Origin of the sequence: Mesorhizobium prunaredense (assembly GCF_900156895.1) — a bacterium.
GTDB classification, from domain to species: domain Bacteria; phylum Pseudomonadota; class Alphaproteobacteria; order Rhizobiales; family Rhizobiaceae; genus Mesorhizobium; species Mesorhizobium prunaredense.
The window spans coordinates 123,303-139,696 of record NZ_FTPD01000078.1 but is presented as its reverse complement, the minus strand read 5'-3'; the positions used below and the strand labels follow the sequence as shown (position 1 = coordinate 139,696).

At 63.8% G+C, this 16,394-nt stretch carries 16 protein-coding genes; 9 read left to right on the top strand and 7 right to left on the bottom strand.

Annotation, left to right across the window (positions count from 1 at the left end; translation table 11 throughout):
* Positions 1 to 50: 50 nt before the first annotated feature.
* From BQ8794_RS32660 to BQ8794_RS32645, 4 genes are read left to right on the top strand one after another with little or no spacing between them, the layout of a single operon-like run.
* Entirely contained in the window at positions 51 to 1,241 is a 1,191-nt protein-coding gene (locus BQ8794_RS32660) for a beta-ketoacyl-ACP synthase (RefSeq protein WP_077383799.1), read from the top strand.
* 16 nt (positions 1,242 to 1,257) lie between these two features.
* Positions 1,258 to 2,529, top strand: a complete 1,272-nt coding sequence (locus tag BQ8794_RS32655) for a beta-ketoacyl-ACP synthase (protein ID WP_077383797.1) — start codon at positions 1,258 to 1,260, stop codon at positions 2,527 to 2,529.
* A 35-nt stretch (positions 2,530 to 2,564) separates the two neighbouring features.
* Positions 2,565 to 3,593 carry a zinc-binding dehydrogenase gene (locus BQ8794_RS32650; protein ID WP_077383795.1) on the top strand — a complete coding sequence of 343 codons (1,029 nt, stop codon included), beginning with the start codon at positions 2,565 to 2,567 and terminating at the stop codon, positions 3,591 to 3,593.
* Positions 3,594 to 3,630: 37 nt separating this feature from the next.
* The gene (locus tag BQ8794_RS32645; protein WP_077383794.1) at positions 3,631 to 4,626 is read left to right on the top strand and encodes a lipid A biosynthesis lauroyl acyltransferase; all 996 of its coding nucleotides are present in this window, start codon (positions 3,631 to 3,633) and stop codon (positions 4,624 to 4,626) included.
* 322 nt (positions 4,627 to 4,948) lie between these two features.
* Here the strand turns inward: BQ8794_RS32645 and BQ8794_RS32640 are convergent, their stop codons facing one another.
* The gene (locus tag BQ8794_RS32640; protein WP_077383792.1) at positions 4,949 to 5,581 is read right to left on the bottom strand and encodes a TetR/AcrR family transcriptional regulator; all 633 of its coding nucleotides are present in this window, start codon (positions 5,579 to 5,581) and stop codon (positions 4,949 to 4,951) included.
* 120 nt (positions 5,582 to 5,701) lie between these two features.
* Here BQ8794_RS32640 and BQ8794_RS32635 point away from each other — a divergent pair, with 120 nt between their 5' ends.
* The gene (locus tag BQ8794_RS32635; RefSeq protein WP_077383871.1) at positions 5,702 to 6,292 is read left to right on the top strand and encodes an SDR family NAD(P)-dependent oxidoreductase; all 591 of its coding nucleotides are present in this window, start codon (positions 5,702 to 5,704) and stop codon (positions 6,290 to 6,292) included.
* A gap of 151 nt (positions 6,293 to 6,443) precedes the next feature.
* On the opposite strand, the gene BQ8794_RS32630 is transcribed toward BQ8794_RS32635, so the two are convergent.
* The gene (locus BQ8794_RS32630; protein WP_077383790.1) at positions 6,444 to 6,737 is read right to left on the bottom strand and encodes a DUF1330 domain-containing protein; all 294 of its coding nucleotides are present in this window, start codon (positions 6,735 to 6,737) and stop codon (positions 6,444 to 6,446) included.
* Between the two features lie 33 nt (positions 6,738 to 6,770).
* Positions 6,771 to 7,763 (bottom strand): zinc-dependent alcohol dehydrogenase family protein, encoded by a 993-nt coding sequence (locus tag BQ8794_RS32625; RefSeq protein ID WP_077383788.1) that lies wholly within the window; start codon positions 7,761 to 7,763, stop codon positions 6,771 to 6,773.
* 99 nt (positions 7,764 to 7,862) lie between these two features.
* Between BQ8794_RS32625 and BQ8794_RS32620 the strand changes: the two genes are divergently transcribed.
* Positions 7,863 to 8,828, top strand: coding sequence for an AraC family transcriptional regulator (locus BQ8794_RS32620; protein ID WP_077383786.1), 966 nt, complete (start codon positions 7,863 to 7,865; stop codon positions 8,826 to 8,828).
* Between the two features lie 23 nt (positions 8,829 to 8,851).
* Here the strand turns inward: BQ8794_RS32620 and BQ8794_RS32615 are convergent, their stop codons facing one another.
* On the bottom strand, positions 8,852 to 9,748 hold the full coding sequence (locus BQ8794_RS32615) for a LysR family transcriptional regulator (RefSeq protein ID WP_077383784.1): 897 nt from the start codon (positions 9,746 to 9,748) through the stop codon (positions 8,852 to 8,854).
* 95 nt (positions 9,749 to 9,843) lie between these two features.
* Between BQ8794_RS32615 and BQ8794_RS32610 the strand changes: the two genes are divergently transcribed.
* The 3 genes from BQ8794_RS32610 (at position 9,844) to BQ8794_RS32600 (ending at position 12,034) form a co-directional block, all read left to right on the top strand.
* A complete protein-coding gene (locus BQ8794_RS32610; RefSeq protein WP_077383782.1) occupies positions 9,844 to 11,031 on the top strand; it encodes an MFS transporter in 1,188 nt (395 codons plus the stop codon).
* A 128-nt stretch (positions 11,032 to 11,159) separates the two neighbouring features.
* Positions 11,160 to 11,501 (top strand): lipocalin-like domain-containing protein, encoded by a 342-nt coding sequence (locus BQ8794_RS32605; RefSeq protein ID WP_244555184.1) that lies wholly within the window; start codon positions 11,160 to 11,162, stop codon positions 11,499 to 11,501.
* A 335-nt stretch (positions 11,502 to 11,836) separates the two neighbouring features.
* Positions 11,837 to 12,034 (top strand): LysR substrate-binding domain-containing protein, encoded by a 198-nt coding sequence (locus BQ8794_RS32600; protein ID WP_077383780.1) that lies wholly within the window; start codon positions 11,837 to 11,839, stop codon positions 12,032 to 12,034.
* Between the two features lie 138 nt (positions 12,035 to 12,172).
* On the opposite strand, the gene BQ8794_RS32595 is transcribed toward BQ8794_RS32600, so the two are convergent.
* The 3 genes from BQ8794_RS32595 to BQ8794_RS32585 form a co-directional block, all read right to left on the bottom strand.
* On the bottom strand, positions 12,173 to 12,955 hold the full coding sequence (locus BQ8794_RS32595) for an ATP-binding cassette domain-containing protein (protein ID WP_077383778.1): 783 nt from the start codon (positions 12,953 to 12,955) through the stop codon (positions 12,173 to 12,175).
* Positions 12,948 to 15,203, bottom strand: coding sequence for an ABC transporter permease (locus tag BQ8794_RS32590; RefSeq protein ID WP_077383776.1), 2,256 nt, complete (start codon positions 15,201 to 15,203; stop codon positions 12,948 to 12,950). The genes BQ8794_RS32595 and BQ8794_RS32590 overlap by 8 nt, the downstream gene beginning before the upstream one ends.
* Positions 15,204 to 15,282: 79 nt before the next feature.
* On the bottom strand, positions 15,283 to 16,365 hold the full coding sequence (locus tag BQ8794_RS32585) for a substrate-binding domain-containing protein (protein WP_077383774.1): 1,083 nt from the start codon (positions 16,363 to 16,365) through the stop codon (positions 15,283 to 15,285).
* Between the last annotated feature and the right edge of the window lie 29 nt (positions 16,366 to 16,394).

Genomic DNA, 16,394 nt, shown 5'->3' with positions numbered 1-16,394 from the left:
TGGCTTGTTTTCCAGCCTGACCGCAACAGCCGCCCGATGAACCCTCGCCCATGAGCCGCCACGACGTCGTCATCTCAGGCATCGGCCTTGTCTCTTCGCTGGGAGAAGGCCCCGATGCGCATTGGCGCAAGCTCGTCCAGCCCGGCCTGGAGCCGGTGCTCGAAGCCACGCGCTTCTCGCCCTACACCGTCCACCCGCTGCCGGAGATCGACTGGAACCTGCAGATCGCCAAGCGCGGCGACCAGCGACAGATGGAAACCTGGCAGCGGCTCGGCACCTACGCCGCCGGCATGGCGCTGGACGATGCCGGCATCAAGGGTAATGACGAGCTCTGCACGACCATGGACATGGTGGTGGCTGCCGGCGGCGGCGAGCGCGACGAGGCGGTCGACGCCGACATTCTCGCATCGTCCGAAAGCCGCAACGACCGCGACGTGCTGCTCAACGAGAAACTGACCACCGAATTGCGGCCGACGCTGTTTCTGGCGCAGCTTTCCAACCTGCTCGCCGGCAACATCTCGATCGTCCACAAGGTGACCGGCTCGTCGCGCACCTTCATGGGCGAGGAAGGTGCCGGCGTCGCCGCTGTCGAGACAGCCGCCGCGCGCATCCGCTCCGGCCAATCGACGCATATCCTGGTCGGCGGCGCGTTCCAGACCGAACATTCCGACATGCTGCTTGGCTATGAGCTGGCCGGCTACCTGCATCGCGGCCCCTGGAGACCGGTCTGGCAGAGACAGGGCCTGGACGGCGGCGGCGTGGTGACTGGATCAGGCGGTGCGTTTCTCGTCCTGGAACAGCGCGAGCACGCGATCAGCCGCGGGCGAAAGATCTATGCCGAACTCGGCCCGGTCGTATCCGGACGCGCCATACGCCGGCAGGGCGAGCTCGATGCCGAGATTGCCGCGCTGCTCAGCCAGGCGGCATTGCCGAACGGCGAGCTACTGGCGATTTCAGGCGCTTCGGGTGCCCATGCCGCGACTGCTGCCGAGAAATCGGCGCTCGACGCCAATCCGGCGATTGCCGCACGCGGTTTTTCGACGCTGACCGGCCACATGAAGGAAGCGCAGTTTCCCTTCGCCGTGGCGCTTGCAGCACTGGCTGTCGAACGCAAGGCCGCCTACCCGGCTTTTGACCCCGCCAGCGAGAAGCCGTTCAACGGCATTCCCACGACCGTGCTTGCAACGGCGATCGGCTATCACCAATTCGAGGGCATGGCGTTGGTCAACGCCGCCGATTAAAGGTCCAGGACAAGTCATGGCCAATCTGAACGACCACATGGGCAGGCCGATCGTCGCCGTCACCGGCATCGGCGTGGTGACGTCGCTGGGCGTCGGCAAGGCCGACAATTGGGCAGCGCTCACCGCGGGCACGTCCGGCATCCATCCGATCACCCGCTTTCCGGTCGACCATCTGAACACCCGCATCTCCGGCACGGTCGATTTCCTGCCGTCGAGCTCCAAGGGCGCTTCCCTTCTTACCTACGACCTCGCCGAGATCGCCGCGCAGGAAGCCGTGGCCGAAGCCGGCCTTGATTGGGGCGATTTCGGCGGACCGCTTTTCCTTGCCTCGCCGCCGGTCGAGCTCGACTGGAGCGAGCGCTTTTCGCTCTACAATTCCGACAAGCACGACGTCGGCGCCGAACGGCTGCTTCGCGTGGCGCGCGGCTTGAAGGGGCTCGATGTTTTCGAGACCACCCAATTCGGTTCGATCGCCGACCGGCTCGCCGACCGTTTTGGCACGCGCGGCCTGCCGATCACGCTGTCGACGGCCTGCGCCTCGGGCGCCACCTCGATCCAGCTCGGCGTCGAGGCGATCCGCCGCGGCGAATGCGACCGGGCGCTGTCGATCGGCGCCGACGGCTCGGCGACCGCCGAGGCGCTGATCCGTTTTTCGCTGCTTTCCGCACTCTCCACCCATAACGACATCCCCGAAAAGGCGTCAAAACCGTTCTCCAGGGATCGCGACGGTTTTGTCCTCGCTGAGGGTTCTGGCGCGCTTGTGCTGGAATCGCTGGAGGCCGCATTGGCCCGCGGCGCGACCGTCCTCGGCATCCTGCGCGGCTGCGGCGAGAAGGCTGACGATTTCCACCGCACCCGCTCGAAGCCGGACGGTTCGCCGGCGATCGCGGCGGTTCGCGCCGCCCTCACCGATGCCGGCTTGGGCGAGGACGAGATCGATTATGTCAACGCGCACGGCACCTCGACGCCGGAAAACGACAAGATGGAGCATTTGTCGCTGTCGACCGTGTTCGGCGAGCGGATCGGCTCGATGCCGATCTCGTCGAACAAGTCGATGATCGGCCACACGCTGTCGGCCGCCGGCGCCGTCGAGGCGGCGTTTTCGCTGATGACCATGCGCGAAAGCGTCATCCCGCCGACCATCAATTACGACAATCCCGATCCGGCGATCGTGCTCGACGTGGTGCCGAACCAGAAGCGCAACGCCGAGGTCGGCACGGTACTGTCGAACTCCTTCGGCTTCGGCGGCCAGAATACCTGCCTTGTCATGGCGCGGGAACCAGTCTAAGCGACCGTTCTTCGCCAACAGAACCGACAGGCCCAATGCGCGCATTGCAACTTATCGAGGACCGCCGCCTTGAAACGGTGGATCTGCCGCTTCCGCCGCAGCCTGCGCTGGGCGAAGTGACGTTGCGCATCAAGGCCGTGGCGCTCAACCATATCGATGTCTGGGGCTGGCGCGGCATGGCCTTCGCCAAGCGCAAGCTGCCGCTGGTCGTCGGCGCCGAAGCTTCGGGCGAGGTCGAGGCGGTCGGCCCCGGCGTCTCCAGCCTTGTGCCCGGGCAGCTTGTGTCGATCTACGGCGCGCGCACCTGCGGGCTTTGCCGCGCCTGCCGCGAAGGCCGCGACAACCTCTGCGAGCATGTCTCGGGCGTACACGGCTTCCATCTCGACGGCTTTGCGCAAGAGAAGATAAACCTGCCGGCGCGCCTGCTGGTCCCTGCCCCGCCCGGCGTGACCGACGTCGGCGCCGCCGTCGCGCCCGTAACCTTCGGTACGGTCGAGCACATGCTGTTCGACAATGCCATGCTGCAGCCCGGCGAGACCATCCTGATCCATGCCGGCGGCTCGGGCATCGGCTCCGCCGCGATCCAGCTGGCGAAGAAAATGGGCTGCACCGTGATCACCACGGTTGGCTCGAACGACAAGATCGACAAGGCGAAGGCGCTTGGCGCCGATCATGTCATCAACTACCGCGACGACCGTTTCGAAGGCGTCGTGCGCAAGCTGACGAAGAAGAAGGGTGTCGACGTCGTCTTCGAGCATGTCGGCGCCGACACCTTTGCCGCCTCGATGCTGTGCCTGAAACGCGGCGGCCGCCTGGTGACCTGCGGCTCGACCTCGGGCGTGTCGACGCAGATCAACCTGATGCAATTGTTCCAGCAGCAACTGAAGCTGCTCGGCTCGTTCGGCTGTCGCATGCAAAACATGGCCGACGCCATGCAGAAAATGGCGGCGGGACTGGTTTCTCCGGTTATCGACACCGAAGTCGGCTTCGACGGCATCGACGCCGCGCTGAAGCGCATGGAAGGCCGCGACGTGTTCGGCAAGATCATCCTGCGCGTCGGCTGACGATGATGCTGCTGTCTGAAAACACCATGGTCTAGGAATGGTCGGCAACGCCTTCAAGAAGCTCCGCCGGGACTTGGCGTTCCGCTACGGCAGGCGGCTGCGCCAGTTCAACTACTGGCTGCTGGCGCGCCTCGTCATGACGATGATTTGGCTGCTGCGTCTGCTGCCGGTCGACAGCGCGCTCAATTTCGCCGACCGCGCCGCCCGCCGCATTGGTCCGTGGGTGGGGCGACACAACGTCGCCATCGCCAATCTGCGCAAGGCTTATCCGGAAAAGAGCGACAAGGAGATCCAGGCCATCGCCTCCGACATGTGGGGCAACATGGCTCGCCTTGCCGCGGAATACATCTTTCTCGACGCCCTGTTCGACTACGATCCCGCCGCGACGAAACCGGGCCGCATCGAGGTCAAGGGGATCGAGCACTTCGTGCAAATCGCCGGCGAGCAAAAACCGCATATCATCTTCACCGGACATCTCGGCAATTTCGAGCTGCTTCCGGTGGCGGCAGCCACTTTCGGCATGAACATCACGGCGCTGTTTCGCCCGCCCAACAACCCCTACCTTGCCGACTACATCCTCTCGACTCGCCGCTCGACCATGGGCTCGCTTCTGCCTTCCGCGACCGGCGCTTCGTTCGCGCTGGCGGCCATCCTGGAGAAAGGCGGCAATATCGGCGTGCTCATCGACCAGAAATTCTCGAGCGGGCTCGAAACGACATTCTTCGGCCGCCCATGCGAGAGCAACCGGGTCCTGGGCACCCTGGCGCGGCACTATGATTGCGATGTCTATCCGGCGCGCTGCGTGCGCCTGCCGGGCAACCGCTTCCGGCTCGAGATCGAGGACAAACTGACCTTGCCGCGCACCGCCGGCGGCAGTGTCGACGTCCAGGGCACCACCCAGCTGCTCAACGACGTGGTCGAGCGCTGGGTGCGCGAGGATCCCGGCCAGTGGATGTGGTTCCACAAAAGATGGGAAATCAGCGGCCCGCGCGGGAAGCACAAGCGGGCGAGGAACCGCGGCGAAGCCGCCTGAGCAGAAGTGAGTGACAGCAATTATGCTATTGTTGGCAATGTGCTAATTGCGCCACCGACCCGCCCGGTTGCCGAAGTGGGTTTTTGTTTGGTCACCGATCGCTCGGTGGCCTGTCCTGGCAAGACCAATCCCCCTCACTCTCAGGAGTTCATGCAGGCATTGGAGCGAGACTAACAACTTGCCTAATGCATGTCGCGCAAAAGCATGCCCTCGGGCTTGAACCGAGGGTGGGCAGCGGCTTTGCGATAACGACATGCATAAAAACAAGACCCTAAAGCGCGTCGCATTTATCCATTCAAACGCGCCGCGCTTTAGACGCGCTTTAAATGTCGGAGCCAACCGAAGGGGCGCCATAGCGAAGCCCATCCACCAGCAAGCCAACCATGCGTCGTGCCTGGTCGGGGCCTCCGCCATAGCGGTCTGGTGAGCAGAGCCTGGCAATCGCGAACAACAATTCCCGGGCATCAACGTCCGAGCGAACATCGCCCGCTTCGGTCGCGGCATCCAGCAAGCTCTGCAGCGCGGGCCGAAGTTTCTCAAGAAAATACAGCGGCAAGGACTCATATGCCGGATCGCCTGAGGAGAAGGCCGCGGCGAGTCCACGCTTGGCAGCGATAAAGTCGACGTAACGCTGCATCCATCGGGCGAGCGCTTCGCCGGGTTCATATTCGGCCGCGATGGCAGATGCAGCATTCGCGCAGGCATCCACTTCGTTACGGAAGACCGCCACGATCAGGTCCGAACGCTGCGGAAAGTGCCGATAGAGCGTACCCACGCCAACGCCGGCCTTATCGGCGATCTCTCGCACCGGAGCATCGACCCCCGAAGCTGCAAACACTGCCATTGCTGCTTCGAGCAGCGCCTTGGAGTTGCGTTGCGCGTCCGCACGCACGCGCCGATCCGTCGAGTTTACGGGCTCCAAGCCACCACCCCGCTCCTCCGATTTGTCGTCCATGATTTTTCCACTTGATAAACGGAACAATGTTCCGTATAAAACGGAATGCAGTTCCGATTGGGAAAATTAGCACAGCATGGCGCCGGTGCCTACACGTCAATGCAAAAAGAGGAGATCACCATGCGGGTCAAACCTATTGCCCTGGTCACTGCGGCCAACAAGGGAATCGGTCTCCAAATCGCCAGGGATCTGGCGACGCACGGCCTCACCGTGCTCGTAGGGTCGCGTAAGCTCGAGCATGCGGAGACGGCTGCAAAGAGCGTCGGCGCGGATGCCCGCGCCCTCCAACTCGATGTCACGAACCAGGCCTCGATCGCCGCCGCGGCAAAGCGCATCCATAACGAGTTCGGTCGCCTCGACGTCCTGGTGAACAATGCAGGCATTTCCGATGCGGGAAAGCAGGGCATCTCGCATGCGGCGTCCCTCGACGAGCAACGCGCAGTGTTCGAGACCAACGTGTTCGGCGTCGTCGCCGTCACGCAGGCGATGTTGCGGCTGCTTGGTGAAGCGCCAGCGGCACGCATCGCCAGCGTCGCCCCGTCCAGTCCACAGCGCGCATTGTTCGGCCCTGTCTACAGCCCCTCGAAGACTGCCCTCGATGCGACGACGCTCGCCTTCGCCATCGAATTTGACGACACTGCCTGCCCCGGCTTCACTTCGACGAACTTCAACAAATTCGAGGGCACCCGTACGGCCGAACGGGCCGCGTGAGCCCTTCGCCTCGCGCTCCTCGACGCGAACGGTCCGATGGGCACGTTCCCAAGCCAGGACGGGCCGTTCCCCCGGCGGTCTCGTGCCGATCGCGTGAAGTTTGACCCGGCAGCGCACTGACCGCATTCAAGGGCCAAAGGGACAGCCTGCCTCAGCCGTCAATCCCCTGAACGAGGATCGACCGATAGTCCGCGCCCAGGAATCGATGTCGGACGGCGGCTTGGTATTCGGCGCCGTCATAGAAGGCGCGTGCGGCCTGCATGGTCGGGAATCTGACGATCACCACGCCTTCCGGCGAGGCGCCCTCAAGAACGTCCTGAGGGCCGTAGGCTGCGAGAACTTTTGCATCGATGCCGCCCAGGATGGGGGTCACCATTTCGGCATAGGTCTGCAGTTCACCCGCGTTGCGGGTGCGTTCGCGAATGAAGATGGCGTAGGCGCTCATAGGTGAGAAGCTCCTTGGGAGTTCAAGGTGAAATCAGTGCTGGACTATGACCTTGCCGAACACCTGGCGCTGACCGAGATGCTCGATGGCGGATCGCGCGTCCTCAAATGAGAAGTTGCTGTCGATGACGGGTTTCAGACCGGTTCGTGCGACGAAGCGCGTGAGTTCCTCAAGGTCGCGGCGGCTGCCGGTCGTGATCGTCTGGAAGCGTGCATGACTAAGGAACATCGCCATGTAATCGACGCTGCCTGCAAAGCCCCCGAGCGCGCCGACCAGCGATATCTGTCCGCCGGGTGCAATCGCCTTGATCGATTGCGCGAGCGAGGTCGCGCCGCCCGTTTCCACGACTCGATCAACGCCCCGATCGGTCAGCGCGTGTGCCGTGGAGCCCCAGTCCTGATCGACGCGATAGTCGATGACATCGTCGGCGCCCAGCGCCCGCAGCCGATCGGCCTTTTCCGCGCTGGAGGTCGTCGCTATGACCCGCGCGCCCAACGCCTTGGCCAATTGGACCGCGAAAATCGAAACGCCACCCGTACCTTGCGTCAGAACGATATCGCCCGCCCTGACGCCGGCAAGGGCTGACCAGGCGGTGACGCCCGCGCAGGTCAGGGTGGCAGCCTCCTCGAAAGACAGACCATCGGGCGAGGCGACCAGAGCCTCCGCATCGACGACCTTATACTCGGTCAGCCAGCCGTCCCGTTCGAGCGAATATTGCTCGCCAGCGGCCTCGAACGGGCCGCCGAACCAGGTCGGGAAGAAGCTGCTGATGACCCGGTCGCCGATGACGAAGCGGGTTACATCCGGTCCCACCGCATCGACATCGCCGGCCGCATCGGACAGGGGAACGACGTCCGCCTTGACGGGGGCGGGGAACATCCCGGTGAGAAGCGCAAGGTCGCGGAAGTTGAGCGCGCTGGCGCGGACCCTGACGCGCACCTGCCCCGGTCCGGGAACGGGAAGGGTCTCCTCGATAATCTTCAGGTTGTCGAGAGATCCAACCTGGCTGACTCTGTAACTTTGCATGTGTGTCTCCAATCGATGAGATGGAATAGACTGGTTAGATCGTATGAGTAATGGCCAAAGCGCGTTGATTCCTGACCGATCGTCCGATATTGGGGTGGGATGGATCCTTTCGACGATGTTGTGAGCGCGATGAGCGTGGCGAGCTCGCTCTATGTGCGGTTCCGCTTTGCCGCGCCTTGGGGCGTGGCGTTCGACACCGGCTATCAGGCCCGGCTGGTGATGATCGCGGAGGGTGTGGGCTGGCTGCTGTCCGAGGGTGAGGCTCCCGTACGCGTGGCCAAGGGCGATTGCCTCATCATCAAGGAAGGCACGCGATTCGCGATGGCGGATCGGCCTGACAGTCCCTTGGTGGATTGCGCGGACCTGTTTGCGGACCTGCCCGGCTTCTCGGAAGCCACCGGCTTCACCACCATCCCCGACCGCACAGTCAACCATGGCGGTGACGGCCCGTTGATGGAAATGGTGTCGGCGCGTCTTTCCTTCGACCCGATCGCGGCCGAGCCCCTGCTCGCCTTGTTGCCCGATTTGCTCCACGTTCGGCTAGTGCATGGTGACCTCGACCTGCTCGAGACCACGCTGCGCCTCATTGGCCTGGAAAGCCGCGCAGACGGGCTCGGCGCGGACCTGGTGGTGGAGCGGCTGACGGACGTGTTGTTCATTCAAACGATCCGCGCGTGGGTTGCGGCGGACGGGACACGGGCCAGCGGGTGGCTTGCTGCGCTGAGGCACAGACCCCTGGCCAGGGTTATTCGCACCGTTCACGCGGACATCGCACACGACTGGACGGTCGAGGAGATGGCGCGTGTCGCCGGCGTCTCGCGCTCCACCTTTGCCCAGAAATTTCGTTCGGTTCTCGGAGAGACGCCGCTGAACTATGTGACACGGTGGCGGATGTATCGCGCCAAAACCCTGATGCGGAAGGGCGCGGCGTTGGCGGAAGTGGCGGTCAGGGTCGGGTATGACTCCGATACCGCGCTAATCCGCGCCTTCCGGCGCGTTGAGGGACTGGCGCCGGGAGAGTGGCGGCGCACCCTGGCTCCGGTGCCGATCGAGCCCGCATCCTGATCTGCGATCTTGGGTCGAGAGGTCTATCGAGTTTGGTACCGGAAAGCCGCGACAAAGGCCGCAAAGGCGGGCGATTGATTGCGTCGGCTGGGGTAGTAAAGGTGATAGCCCTGGAAGGTCGGGCACCAGTCGGCAAGGACTTCCTCGAACTGACCACTCTCAACATAGGGTTGAACAAGATCCTTCGGCGCATAGGCCAAACCAATGCCGTCGAGGGCCGCGTCAAGCGCCGGCGCGATATTGTTCAGGGTCAACTGGCCGTCCACACGGACGCTGAACTCGCGTCCGTTCTTCCTGAATTCCCAGGCATATAACGCGCCTGAGGTGGGAAGCCGCAGGTTGATGCAGTTGTGGTCGGTCAAGTCCTGAGGGCTTTTCGGCGCAGCCCGACGAGCGAAATAATCGGGTGAGCCGACGACGGCATAGCCGACATCGGGACCAATGCGAACGGCCACCATGTCGCGGGCGATTGCCTCGCCAAGTCGAACACCGGCATCGAACTGACGCTCGACGATGTTGGTGAAGCCGTTGTCGACAATGAGCTCCACGTTGATGTCCGGGTAGTCTCGCAGGAAGGCTGGCAGCCTGGGGCGAAAGACGAGATTGACGGCATCATCGGGGCACACGATGCGGACCTGGCCCGAGGGCTTGCCGCGCAGCGCGCTGATCGCGCTGATCCCGGCGGCAATGCTCTCGAAATGCGGCTCGATGCTTTCGACGAGGCGTTCCCCGGTCGCCGTGGGCGCCACATCGCGGGTCGTGCGAGAGAGGAGACGGACGCCAAGCCGTTCCTCCATTGCCCTGATCGTATGGCTGAGGGCCGATCGGGTAACACCCAATTTGGCCGCCGCTCGCGTAAAACTGCGCTCCCGAGCGACCTCAAGGAACGCTCGCATCTCACTGAACTCGTCACGCGGCATTGGTGAGCTCCGTTCACTACGACATGCAGATTATAGCTGCTAGTCTGACAAGACCAGCCCGGCTACCTAGTCTGTCAACGGACAGGAGCGCACGAATGGCCATCGACCTGACACTGGATGACACGCTGGCGGCTGAAGGGGCGGTAACGCCATGGGCCGCCGTCACCTGCCTCTCGCTTTTGACCTTTCTCCTGGTCGGCCTGGAGTTCATGCCGGTGAGCCTGTTGACTCCGATTGCGCAGGACCTGGCCATCTCGGAAGGCCAAGCCGGACAGGCGATCGCCGTGTCGGGGCTCTTTGCCGTGATCGCCAGCCTGTTCGGCAACGCGCTCCTGGCCAGGTTCGACCGGAGAACGGTCGTCCTGCTCTACACGGCAGTGCTGGTCGCATCGAGTTTGGCTGTTGCCCTCGCTCCCAACTTCCTGGTTTTTCTGGCCGGACGGGCCCTGGTCGGGATCGCGATCGGCGGCTTCTGGTCGCTCTCCACGGCCATTTTGGCGCGCCTGGCCTCAGGCTCCGACCTGCCCAAGGCGATCGCCCTGCTGCAGGGCGGAACTGCACTGGCGATCGTCATCGCCGCACCGCTCGGCAGCTTCCTCGGCGAACTGATCGGGTGGCGGGGCACCTTCTTCGTCACAGTCCCAGTCGGCCTCGCGGCGCTCATCTGGCAGTTCGCCGTTCTGCCGAAGATGCCGCCGATGGAGGCCGTTTCGGTATCCGGCATGTTCCGTCTGCTGCGCAATCGGACATTCACCATCGGCATGGCCGCAACTGGGCTCGCATTCATGGGAATGAACTCGCTGTCGATCTACCTGCGCCCATTCCTTGAAAGCGTCACCGGCCTCGACGTGAACGTCCTGTCGCTAGTGCTGCTGGGCCTGGGCCTGGGAGGCCTGGCGGGACTGTCCATCGCCGGCTTCGTTCTCCGGCGCAACCTCACCGCCGTGCTGATCGGGCTGCCGAGCGCGCTTGCGCTCCTCGCCCTGCTCCTGATCGCAGTGGGACCGGTGCTTTGGGCAACGGCTGCGCTGCTGGTTCTTTGGGGGCTGTTCAACACCCCGATTCCGGCGGCGTGGGGTACATGGATGGCTCAGGTCATTCCCGACGACCTTGAAGCTGGAGGCGGGCTGCAGGTCGCATTGATTCAGTTAGCCATCGCCGGCGGCGCTTTTGCGGGCGGCATGCTGTTCGACACTGCCGGCTGGTGGAGCGCCTTCCTGCTCGCCGCCGCCCTGCTGGCGGGCTCAGCCCTGCTCGCCGCTGCCGCCAGCCCTCGCGCTTAGTTCGGACTTCACCCCAATTGCAAGAAAGGAATGCAGATGATGACCAAGCTCAAGTTCGCGATGTCTGCTTTAGCCCTCGCTGGCTCCCCGCTCTCGCTCAGGAGGGCCCCATCATCGGCGCGTGGCGCATGACGTCGCTGCAGATCACCGATTCGAAGGGCAAGAAGGCCGACGTGCCTTACTCCGGCCAAGTCATCTTCTCGCAAAGCGGCACGCTCTCGGTGCAGGCGATGGACCCGGACCCGGCTGCAAAGCCGACTACCTACACCGCGAACGGCTATGAAGCCTATTTTGGTCCGGTCGCGATCGATGAGGAGAAAAGCACCTTCACCATCACTGTTGAGTCGTCCCTGGTGCGCGATCTCATCGGACAGGAATTGCAGCGGGTGTTCGAGGTCGCCGGAGATCAACTGGTGATCACCCCGGTCGATCCCAAGGAAGGCTGGCGCGTCACCTACGAGCGCTTGTGATCGCATCGCCCCGCGAACGCGGAGCCACCGCTTCGAAGGAGCGGACGCAGACCCTGGGATCCACGCCGTGACATCGGAGCGCTGTTGCAGTGCAGAACCTTTGATCGCGGAGGGACAGCGCCCCCATCTGTCCTGCCGGACATCTCCCCCACTTGGGGGGAGATCGGCAGCTTCGCGGACAGCGTCCTTTTTGCAAGGCTGGTGGTTGGCGAAATCAGTGATGAAGGCCAATCTCCCTCCTTGTGGGGGAGATGTCGAGTCTTGGCAAAGAGGGCAGGACAGAGGGGGGCGCGAAGGATCGCTACAGAGCGCTTTTATTCTGAACCGCCGCATTCTTGGCTGGGCTGGGCATTGCTGCGCTGCCCGACTTCCTTACCGACCTGCCGATCGCGGAGGGTACATTGAGACAAGTGATGGCGGATTATCCCTCGCCCGAGGCGGGGATCTATGTGGTGCGGCCACCTGGCGGGATTGCACCCAGAAAGGTGCGTGCGCTGATTGACATCCTCATCGAATGGTTCGGCGCTCGTTGAGCGCAATCATTGCGACCTTCGGGTGGTGATCACGGCGCAACGGCGAGAAAGCGCATTTCAAGCCAACACCGGTCCCTTCGCCATCTCGGGCCACAATCTCGATGGACTTAGAGCGGGTGGAAAAGTGGTCCTGATCGGTCAACGCATTGCCTCATCGGCCGTAAGTGCGTGTTCTCGCGTGCCGGAGACGATGATCTCCAGGACCTCATGCTCGTCGGTGTTTTTGATGTAGCGATCGCCGACGTTCTCGCCGCGCTTAAGCACCATCACGCGGTCGCCCACAGCGAAGATGTCAACGAGGCGGTGGGAGATGATGATCTGGGCAACGCCCTGCTTCTTCAGTTCCAGCATGGTTTCGAGCAGCCGCTCGGTCGCCATCACCGAGAGATTGGCAGTCGGCTCGTCGAGGATCACCACGCGCGGCTGAAAGGAGATAGCGCGGGCAATCGCCACAGATTGCTGGCGGCCGCCCGAAAGGCTCTCGACCTTTTGATAGACGGAGTTCACGTCGACCTTGAGCCGCTTCAGCACACTGTCGGCTTCCGCGTACATTTTCCGCCGATTGACGAAAAGGCCCCTGCGCGGCCAACGGCCAAGAAAGATATTCTGACCGACATCCATATTCCCGCAAAGAGCGAAATCCTGGTAGATCATCTCGATGCCGGCGTCGCGGCTTTCGTGCGGGCTCTTGAAGTGCACCGGCTGCCCGGCGACGAAGATCTCGCCGCCGGCGTCGCGCTGGTAGGCGCCGGTCAGGATCTTCATCAGCGTCGACTTGCCGGCCGAGTTGTCGCCGACGAGGCCCAGGATCTCGCCGGGATAGAGCACGAGGTCGACGTTGCGGAGCGCCTGCACCGCACCGAAGGCTTTTTCGATGCCCCGCATTTCTACGATCGGTGCGGGCCTGGTCGCGTCACGCATGGGTCGTTTCCGCCGTTCTTGTGCGCCGCGCGAGGCGCGCCCGCAGGCGGCCGAAGATGTTGGCCTGGCGCACCCAGATGTCGATCAGCACCGCCACGATCAGGATGCCACCGATGAAGACGTTGATCCAGTGCTGCGGCATGGTAAAGCCCTGGACGTTGAGCTGCAGCAGCGCCCGGATCAGGGTGATCACCGCCGCCCCGGCGAGCGCCCCGATCACTGTGCCGTAGCCGCCGAAGATCGAACCGCCGCCGATGATCACCGAAGCGATGGCGTCGAGCTCGCGGAACTGGCCGGCTACCGGGTTGAAGCTGCGGAAGTAGGCGACGTTGATGATCCCGGCCATTGTCGCGCAGAGCGCCGCCAGCATGAGCGCGAAGAACCGCACCCGGTTGGTGTTGATCCCGGCATAAGCGGCGGCGCGAATGTTGCCGCCGGTCGCATAGACCTTCTGCCCGAACGGCATGTAGGCGAGCACGACGCCGGCAATGAGGGCGACCAACAGCATCCAGATGGTCTGGACGCTCACCACCTCGGCGATCGAGCGCAGCAGCCCGTCCGGCAGCGAGATGCGGTAGTGCAGCAGGATGTCGTTCACCTTGCGGCCAAGCAGGTTGTAGCCCTCGGGCCAGCCGGTGAGCTGCTGCCCGGCGACGAACCAGGCGGCGAGGCCGCGGGCGATGTAGAACATGCCGAGCGTGGCGATGAAGGCCGGCAGCTTGAAGCCGACGGTGACGATCGCGTTGACGAAGCCGGCGCACATGCCCGCCAGCAGGCCCATCGCCACGGCGGTCACGGGGTCGGCGCCGAGGACCTTGAGGAAATAGGCGGCAGTGCTGCCAGCGAGGGCAAGCACCGCCCCGACGGAGAGGTCGATATCGCCGGCGGCGATGACGTAGGTGAGCCCGATGGTGATCAGCGCAAGCTCGGTGTAGTTGAGCAGGATAGCGAAGCTGTTGGACAGGTTCCACCAGTAGTCCGGCCGGAGCGCGAGGCCGGTCAGCCACAGGAGCGCGGTCAGGATGACGGCGAGCGCGTCGCGCCGGGCGAGGAACTTGCCGAACCCGGTGGCCGACAGCGCCATGTCGGTCGCCATCGCCCCCTTGGTCTGCACCCCCTCGATCGCAATGCCGCCGATCTCGTAGGCCGGTGGCGGCGGCCGGCCGCGGAGCCAGGCCCAGAGGCGCCCTGCCACCTGGCGGCGGATGAGATAGGGCTCGATGAGCACCGCGACGACGAGCAGCAGCCCGAGGAACACCGGCACCGCGCCGACCGGCAGCGAGAAAACGGCGTTGACCGTGATCTCCTCGTCGCCGATCTTGATGGTGCGTGTGATCGGCCAGCCCTCGCGCAACACCTTGTCGAGCAGCACCACCAGCAGGGCGCCAAGGCAGGATCCGGCGACCCGGCCGCGGCCGCCGAGGATCGAGGCGCCGCCGATGATCACGGCGGCAATGGCGGTCAGCTCACCGCTGACGCCGTAGAGGGGCGTCACGCCCTTGTCCTGGGCAGCTGACATCAAGCCGGCCAGCGCCGCGCAGAGCGAGGAGATCAGAAAGGCTCGGATACGCACCCAGTTGGTCGGGATGCCGGCATAGGACGCCGCCTGCTCGTTGCCGCCGGTGGCGAAGGTCTCGTAGCCCCAGCGCGTCTTGGCGAGCACATAGGCGCCGATCACGGCGACAACGACGAAGATCACGATCTGGTTGTTGAAGCCGAGGAGGTTAGTCTCGCCGAGGTGAAAAAAAAGCGGATAGCCGGTCGCCTTGGCAGGATAGTAGATCGCCTGGCCGTGAGTGAGCGCCAGCACGAAGCCGCGGCCGATGAAAAGTATCGTCAGCGTGGCGATGAACGCCGGCACCTTCAGGATGGTGACGAGCACGCCGTTGATCAGCCCGATAAGCGTGCCGAGCAGCAGGCAGAGGATCACCGACGTGACGACGCCGAGGTCAAGGAAGTTCGGCGCGAACAGCCTGGCGAAGACGACGGCGACTAGGCCGTAAGTTGAACCGACCGAAAGATCGAGGTCCTTGTTGACGATGACGAAGGTCACTCCGACCGCGATGATGGCAACCCGCGAGGTGTCGCGGAGCAGCGAGTGAAACGCTCCTGTTGAGCCGAAGAACGCGGGATTGACGAGAGCGCCGCCGAGATAGAGCAGCAAAAGCAAGGCAACGAGCCCCACCTCCCAGCCGCCGACAATCTGGGACGGCGCACGGCCGAGCGATGTGGTCGCGGTAAGCGCCATGGTCTCTTCTGGTCGATTTCCCTGCTGCCGCATTGCGGGAGAGCTTGCGCCCTCCCGCAGTGATTTCAGACGAGCGGACTCAGTTCTCGAAGCGCTTGCCGACGTCCTCGACGGTCTCCTTCGTCACCAGTTGGGCGCGTGTGTCGAGGTTGGCCGCCGCGATGCCACGATCGATCTCCAGATAGAGCTGCATGACCGGCCAGAAGCCCTGCAAGAAGGGCTGCTGCCCGAGCGCGCCGGTCAGATCGCCGCTCTTCATCGCATCCTGCTGGGCCGGGCCCAGGTCGAAACCGTAGGCGCAGATCTTGCCGGTCAGTCCGGTCTGAGCGACGGCCTTGGCAAGCGCCGGCGTGAACACGTTGTTGCCGGCGAACGCGCCAACGACGTCGCCTCGCGATTCAAACAGCGTCACGATGCCGTTCACCGGATCATTCGGATTGGTGTCGATACCGGTGTTCTCCGGACCCGCGTCGACCTTGAAGGCATCAAGCTTGCCGGCATCCTTCAAGCCCTTGACGATGGCGTTGAAAGCCGAAGTGACGCGATTGTTCACCTCGATGTTGCCCATTGCGGTCGACGACGGCAGGACGATCGAACCCTTCTCGATACCCTTGTCCGCGAGGCACTTGACGAGCGCCTCGCCGGCGATTGCGGCAGCGGAGGCGTCCTGGCCGGTGTGGCCGATGCCGCTGCGGTTGAGGATCGTGCCGTCAAAGGAATTGGTCGTGGCGACTGGTATGCCCTTCGCCTCGGCGGCCTTGACGATGTCGTTATAGGCGCCGACCTGGGGCGTTGTCATGATCAGCCCGTCGATCGTCGGATCCTGCACGATCTGGTTCAGGATTTCGATCTCCCGGGCAGGGTCGTCGGTCGGCGATTCCGAGCCGAGCAGCAGGATCTTGGCGCCGATCAGGTTGCCGGCGACGGTCGCACCGACGTAGACCGGATCGAAGAAGCCATTGCCGGCAGTGTGTGTCACGATAGCGAAAGTGAGGTGACCATCGGCCGAATGGAAGTCCTTGGTACCGGGGGCCTCCTTTGCGGCTTCTTCGAAGCTGTAGCCGCCGACCGCCTTGTCGACGCCGCCCGATTGTGCGTAGGCGTTCGATACGCCGAGCGATAACGCCGCGGCACACGCCGCGACCGAGAAAATACGTTTCATGATTATCCTCCCTTGCAACCAACGGTCGG

Excerpts from the sequence above, each read along its gene's own strand:
- BQ8794_RS32585 (WP_077383774.1), bottom strand. The coding sequence starts at position 16,365 with ATGAAACGTATTTTCTCGGTCGCGGCGTGTGCCGCGGCGTTATCGCTC.
- BQ8794_RS32615 (WP_077383784.1), bottom strand. The coding sequence starts at position 9,748 with ATGCCGCGTGACGAGTTCAGTGAGATGCGAGCGTTCCTTGAGGTCGCT.
- BQ8794_RS32625 (WP_077383788.1), bottom strand. The coding sequence starts at position 7,763 with ATGCAAAGTTACAGAGTCAGCCAGGTTGGATCTCTCGACAACCTGAAG.
- BQ8794_RS32620 (WP_077383786.1), top strand. The coding sequence starts at position 7,863 with ATGGATCCTTTCGACGATGTTGTGAGCGCGATGAGCGTGGCGAGCTCG.
- BQ8794_RS32660 (WP_077383799.1), top strand. The coding sequence starts at position 51 with ATGAGCCGCCACGACGTCGTCATCTCAGGCATCGGCCTTGTCTCTTCG.
- BQ8794_RS32630 (WP_077383790.1), bottom strand. The coding sequence starts at position 6,737 with ATGAGCGCCTACGCCATCTTCATTCGCGAACGCACCCGCAACGCGGGT.
- BQ8794_RS32590 (WP_077383776.1), bottom strand. The coding sequence starts at position 15,203 with ATGGCGCTTACCGCGACCACATCGCTCGGCCGTGCGCCGTCCCAGATT.
- BQ8794_RS32640 (WP_077383792.1), bottom strand. The coding sequence starts at position 5,581 with ATGGACGACAAATCGGAGGAGCGGGGTGGTGGCTTGGAGCCCGTAAAC.
- BQ8794_RS32635 (WP_077383871.1), top strand. The coding sequence starts at position 5,702 with ATGCGGGTCAAACCTATTGCCCTGGTCACTGCGGCCAACAAGGGAATC.
- BQ8794_RS32605 (WP_244555184.1), top strand. The coding sequence starts at position 11,160 with ATGACGTCGCTGCAGATCACCGATTCGAAGGGCAAGAAGGCCGACGTG.
- BQ8794_RS32650 (WP_077383795.1), top strand. The coding sequence starts at position 2,565 with ATGCGCGCATTGCAACTTATCGAGGACCGCCGCCTTGAAACGGTGGAT.
- BQ8794_RS32610 (WP_077383782.1), top strand. The coding sequence starts at position 9,844 with ATGGCCATCGACCTGACACTGGATGACACGCTGGCGGCTGAAGGGGCG.
- BQ8794_RS32595 (WP_077383778.1), bottom strand. The coding sequence starts at position 12,955 with ATGCGTGACGCGACCAGGCCCGCACCGATCGTAGAAATGCGGGGCATC.
- BQ8794_RS32655 (WP_077383797.1), top strand. The coding sequence starts at position 1,258 with ATGGCCAATCTGAACGACCACATGGGCAGGCCGATCGTCGCCGTCACC.
- BQ8794_RS32645 (WP_077383794.1), top strand. The coding sequence starts at position 3,631 with ATGGTCGGCAACGCCTTCAAGAAGCTCCGCCGGGACTTGGCGTTCCGC.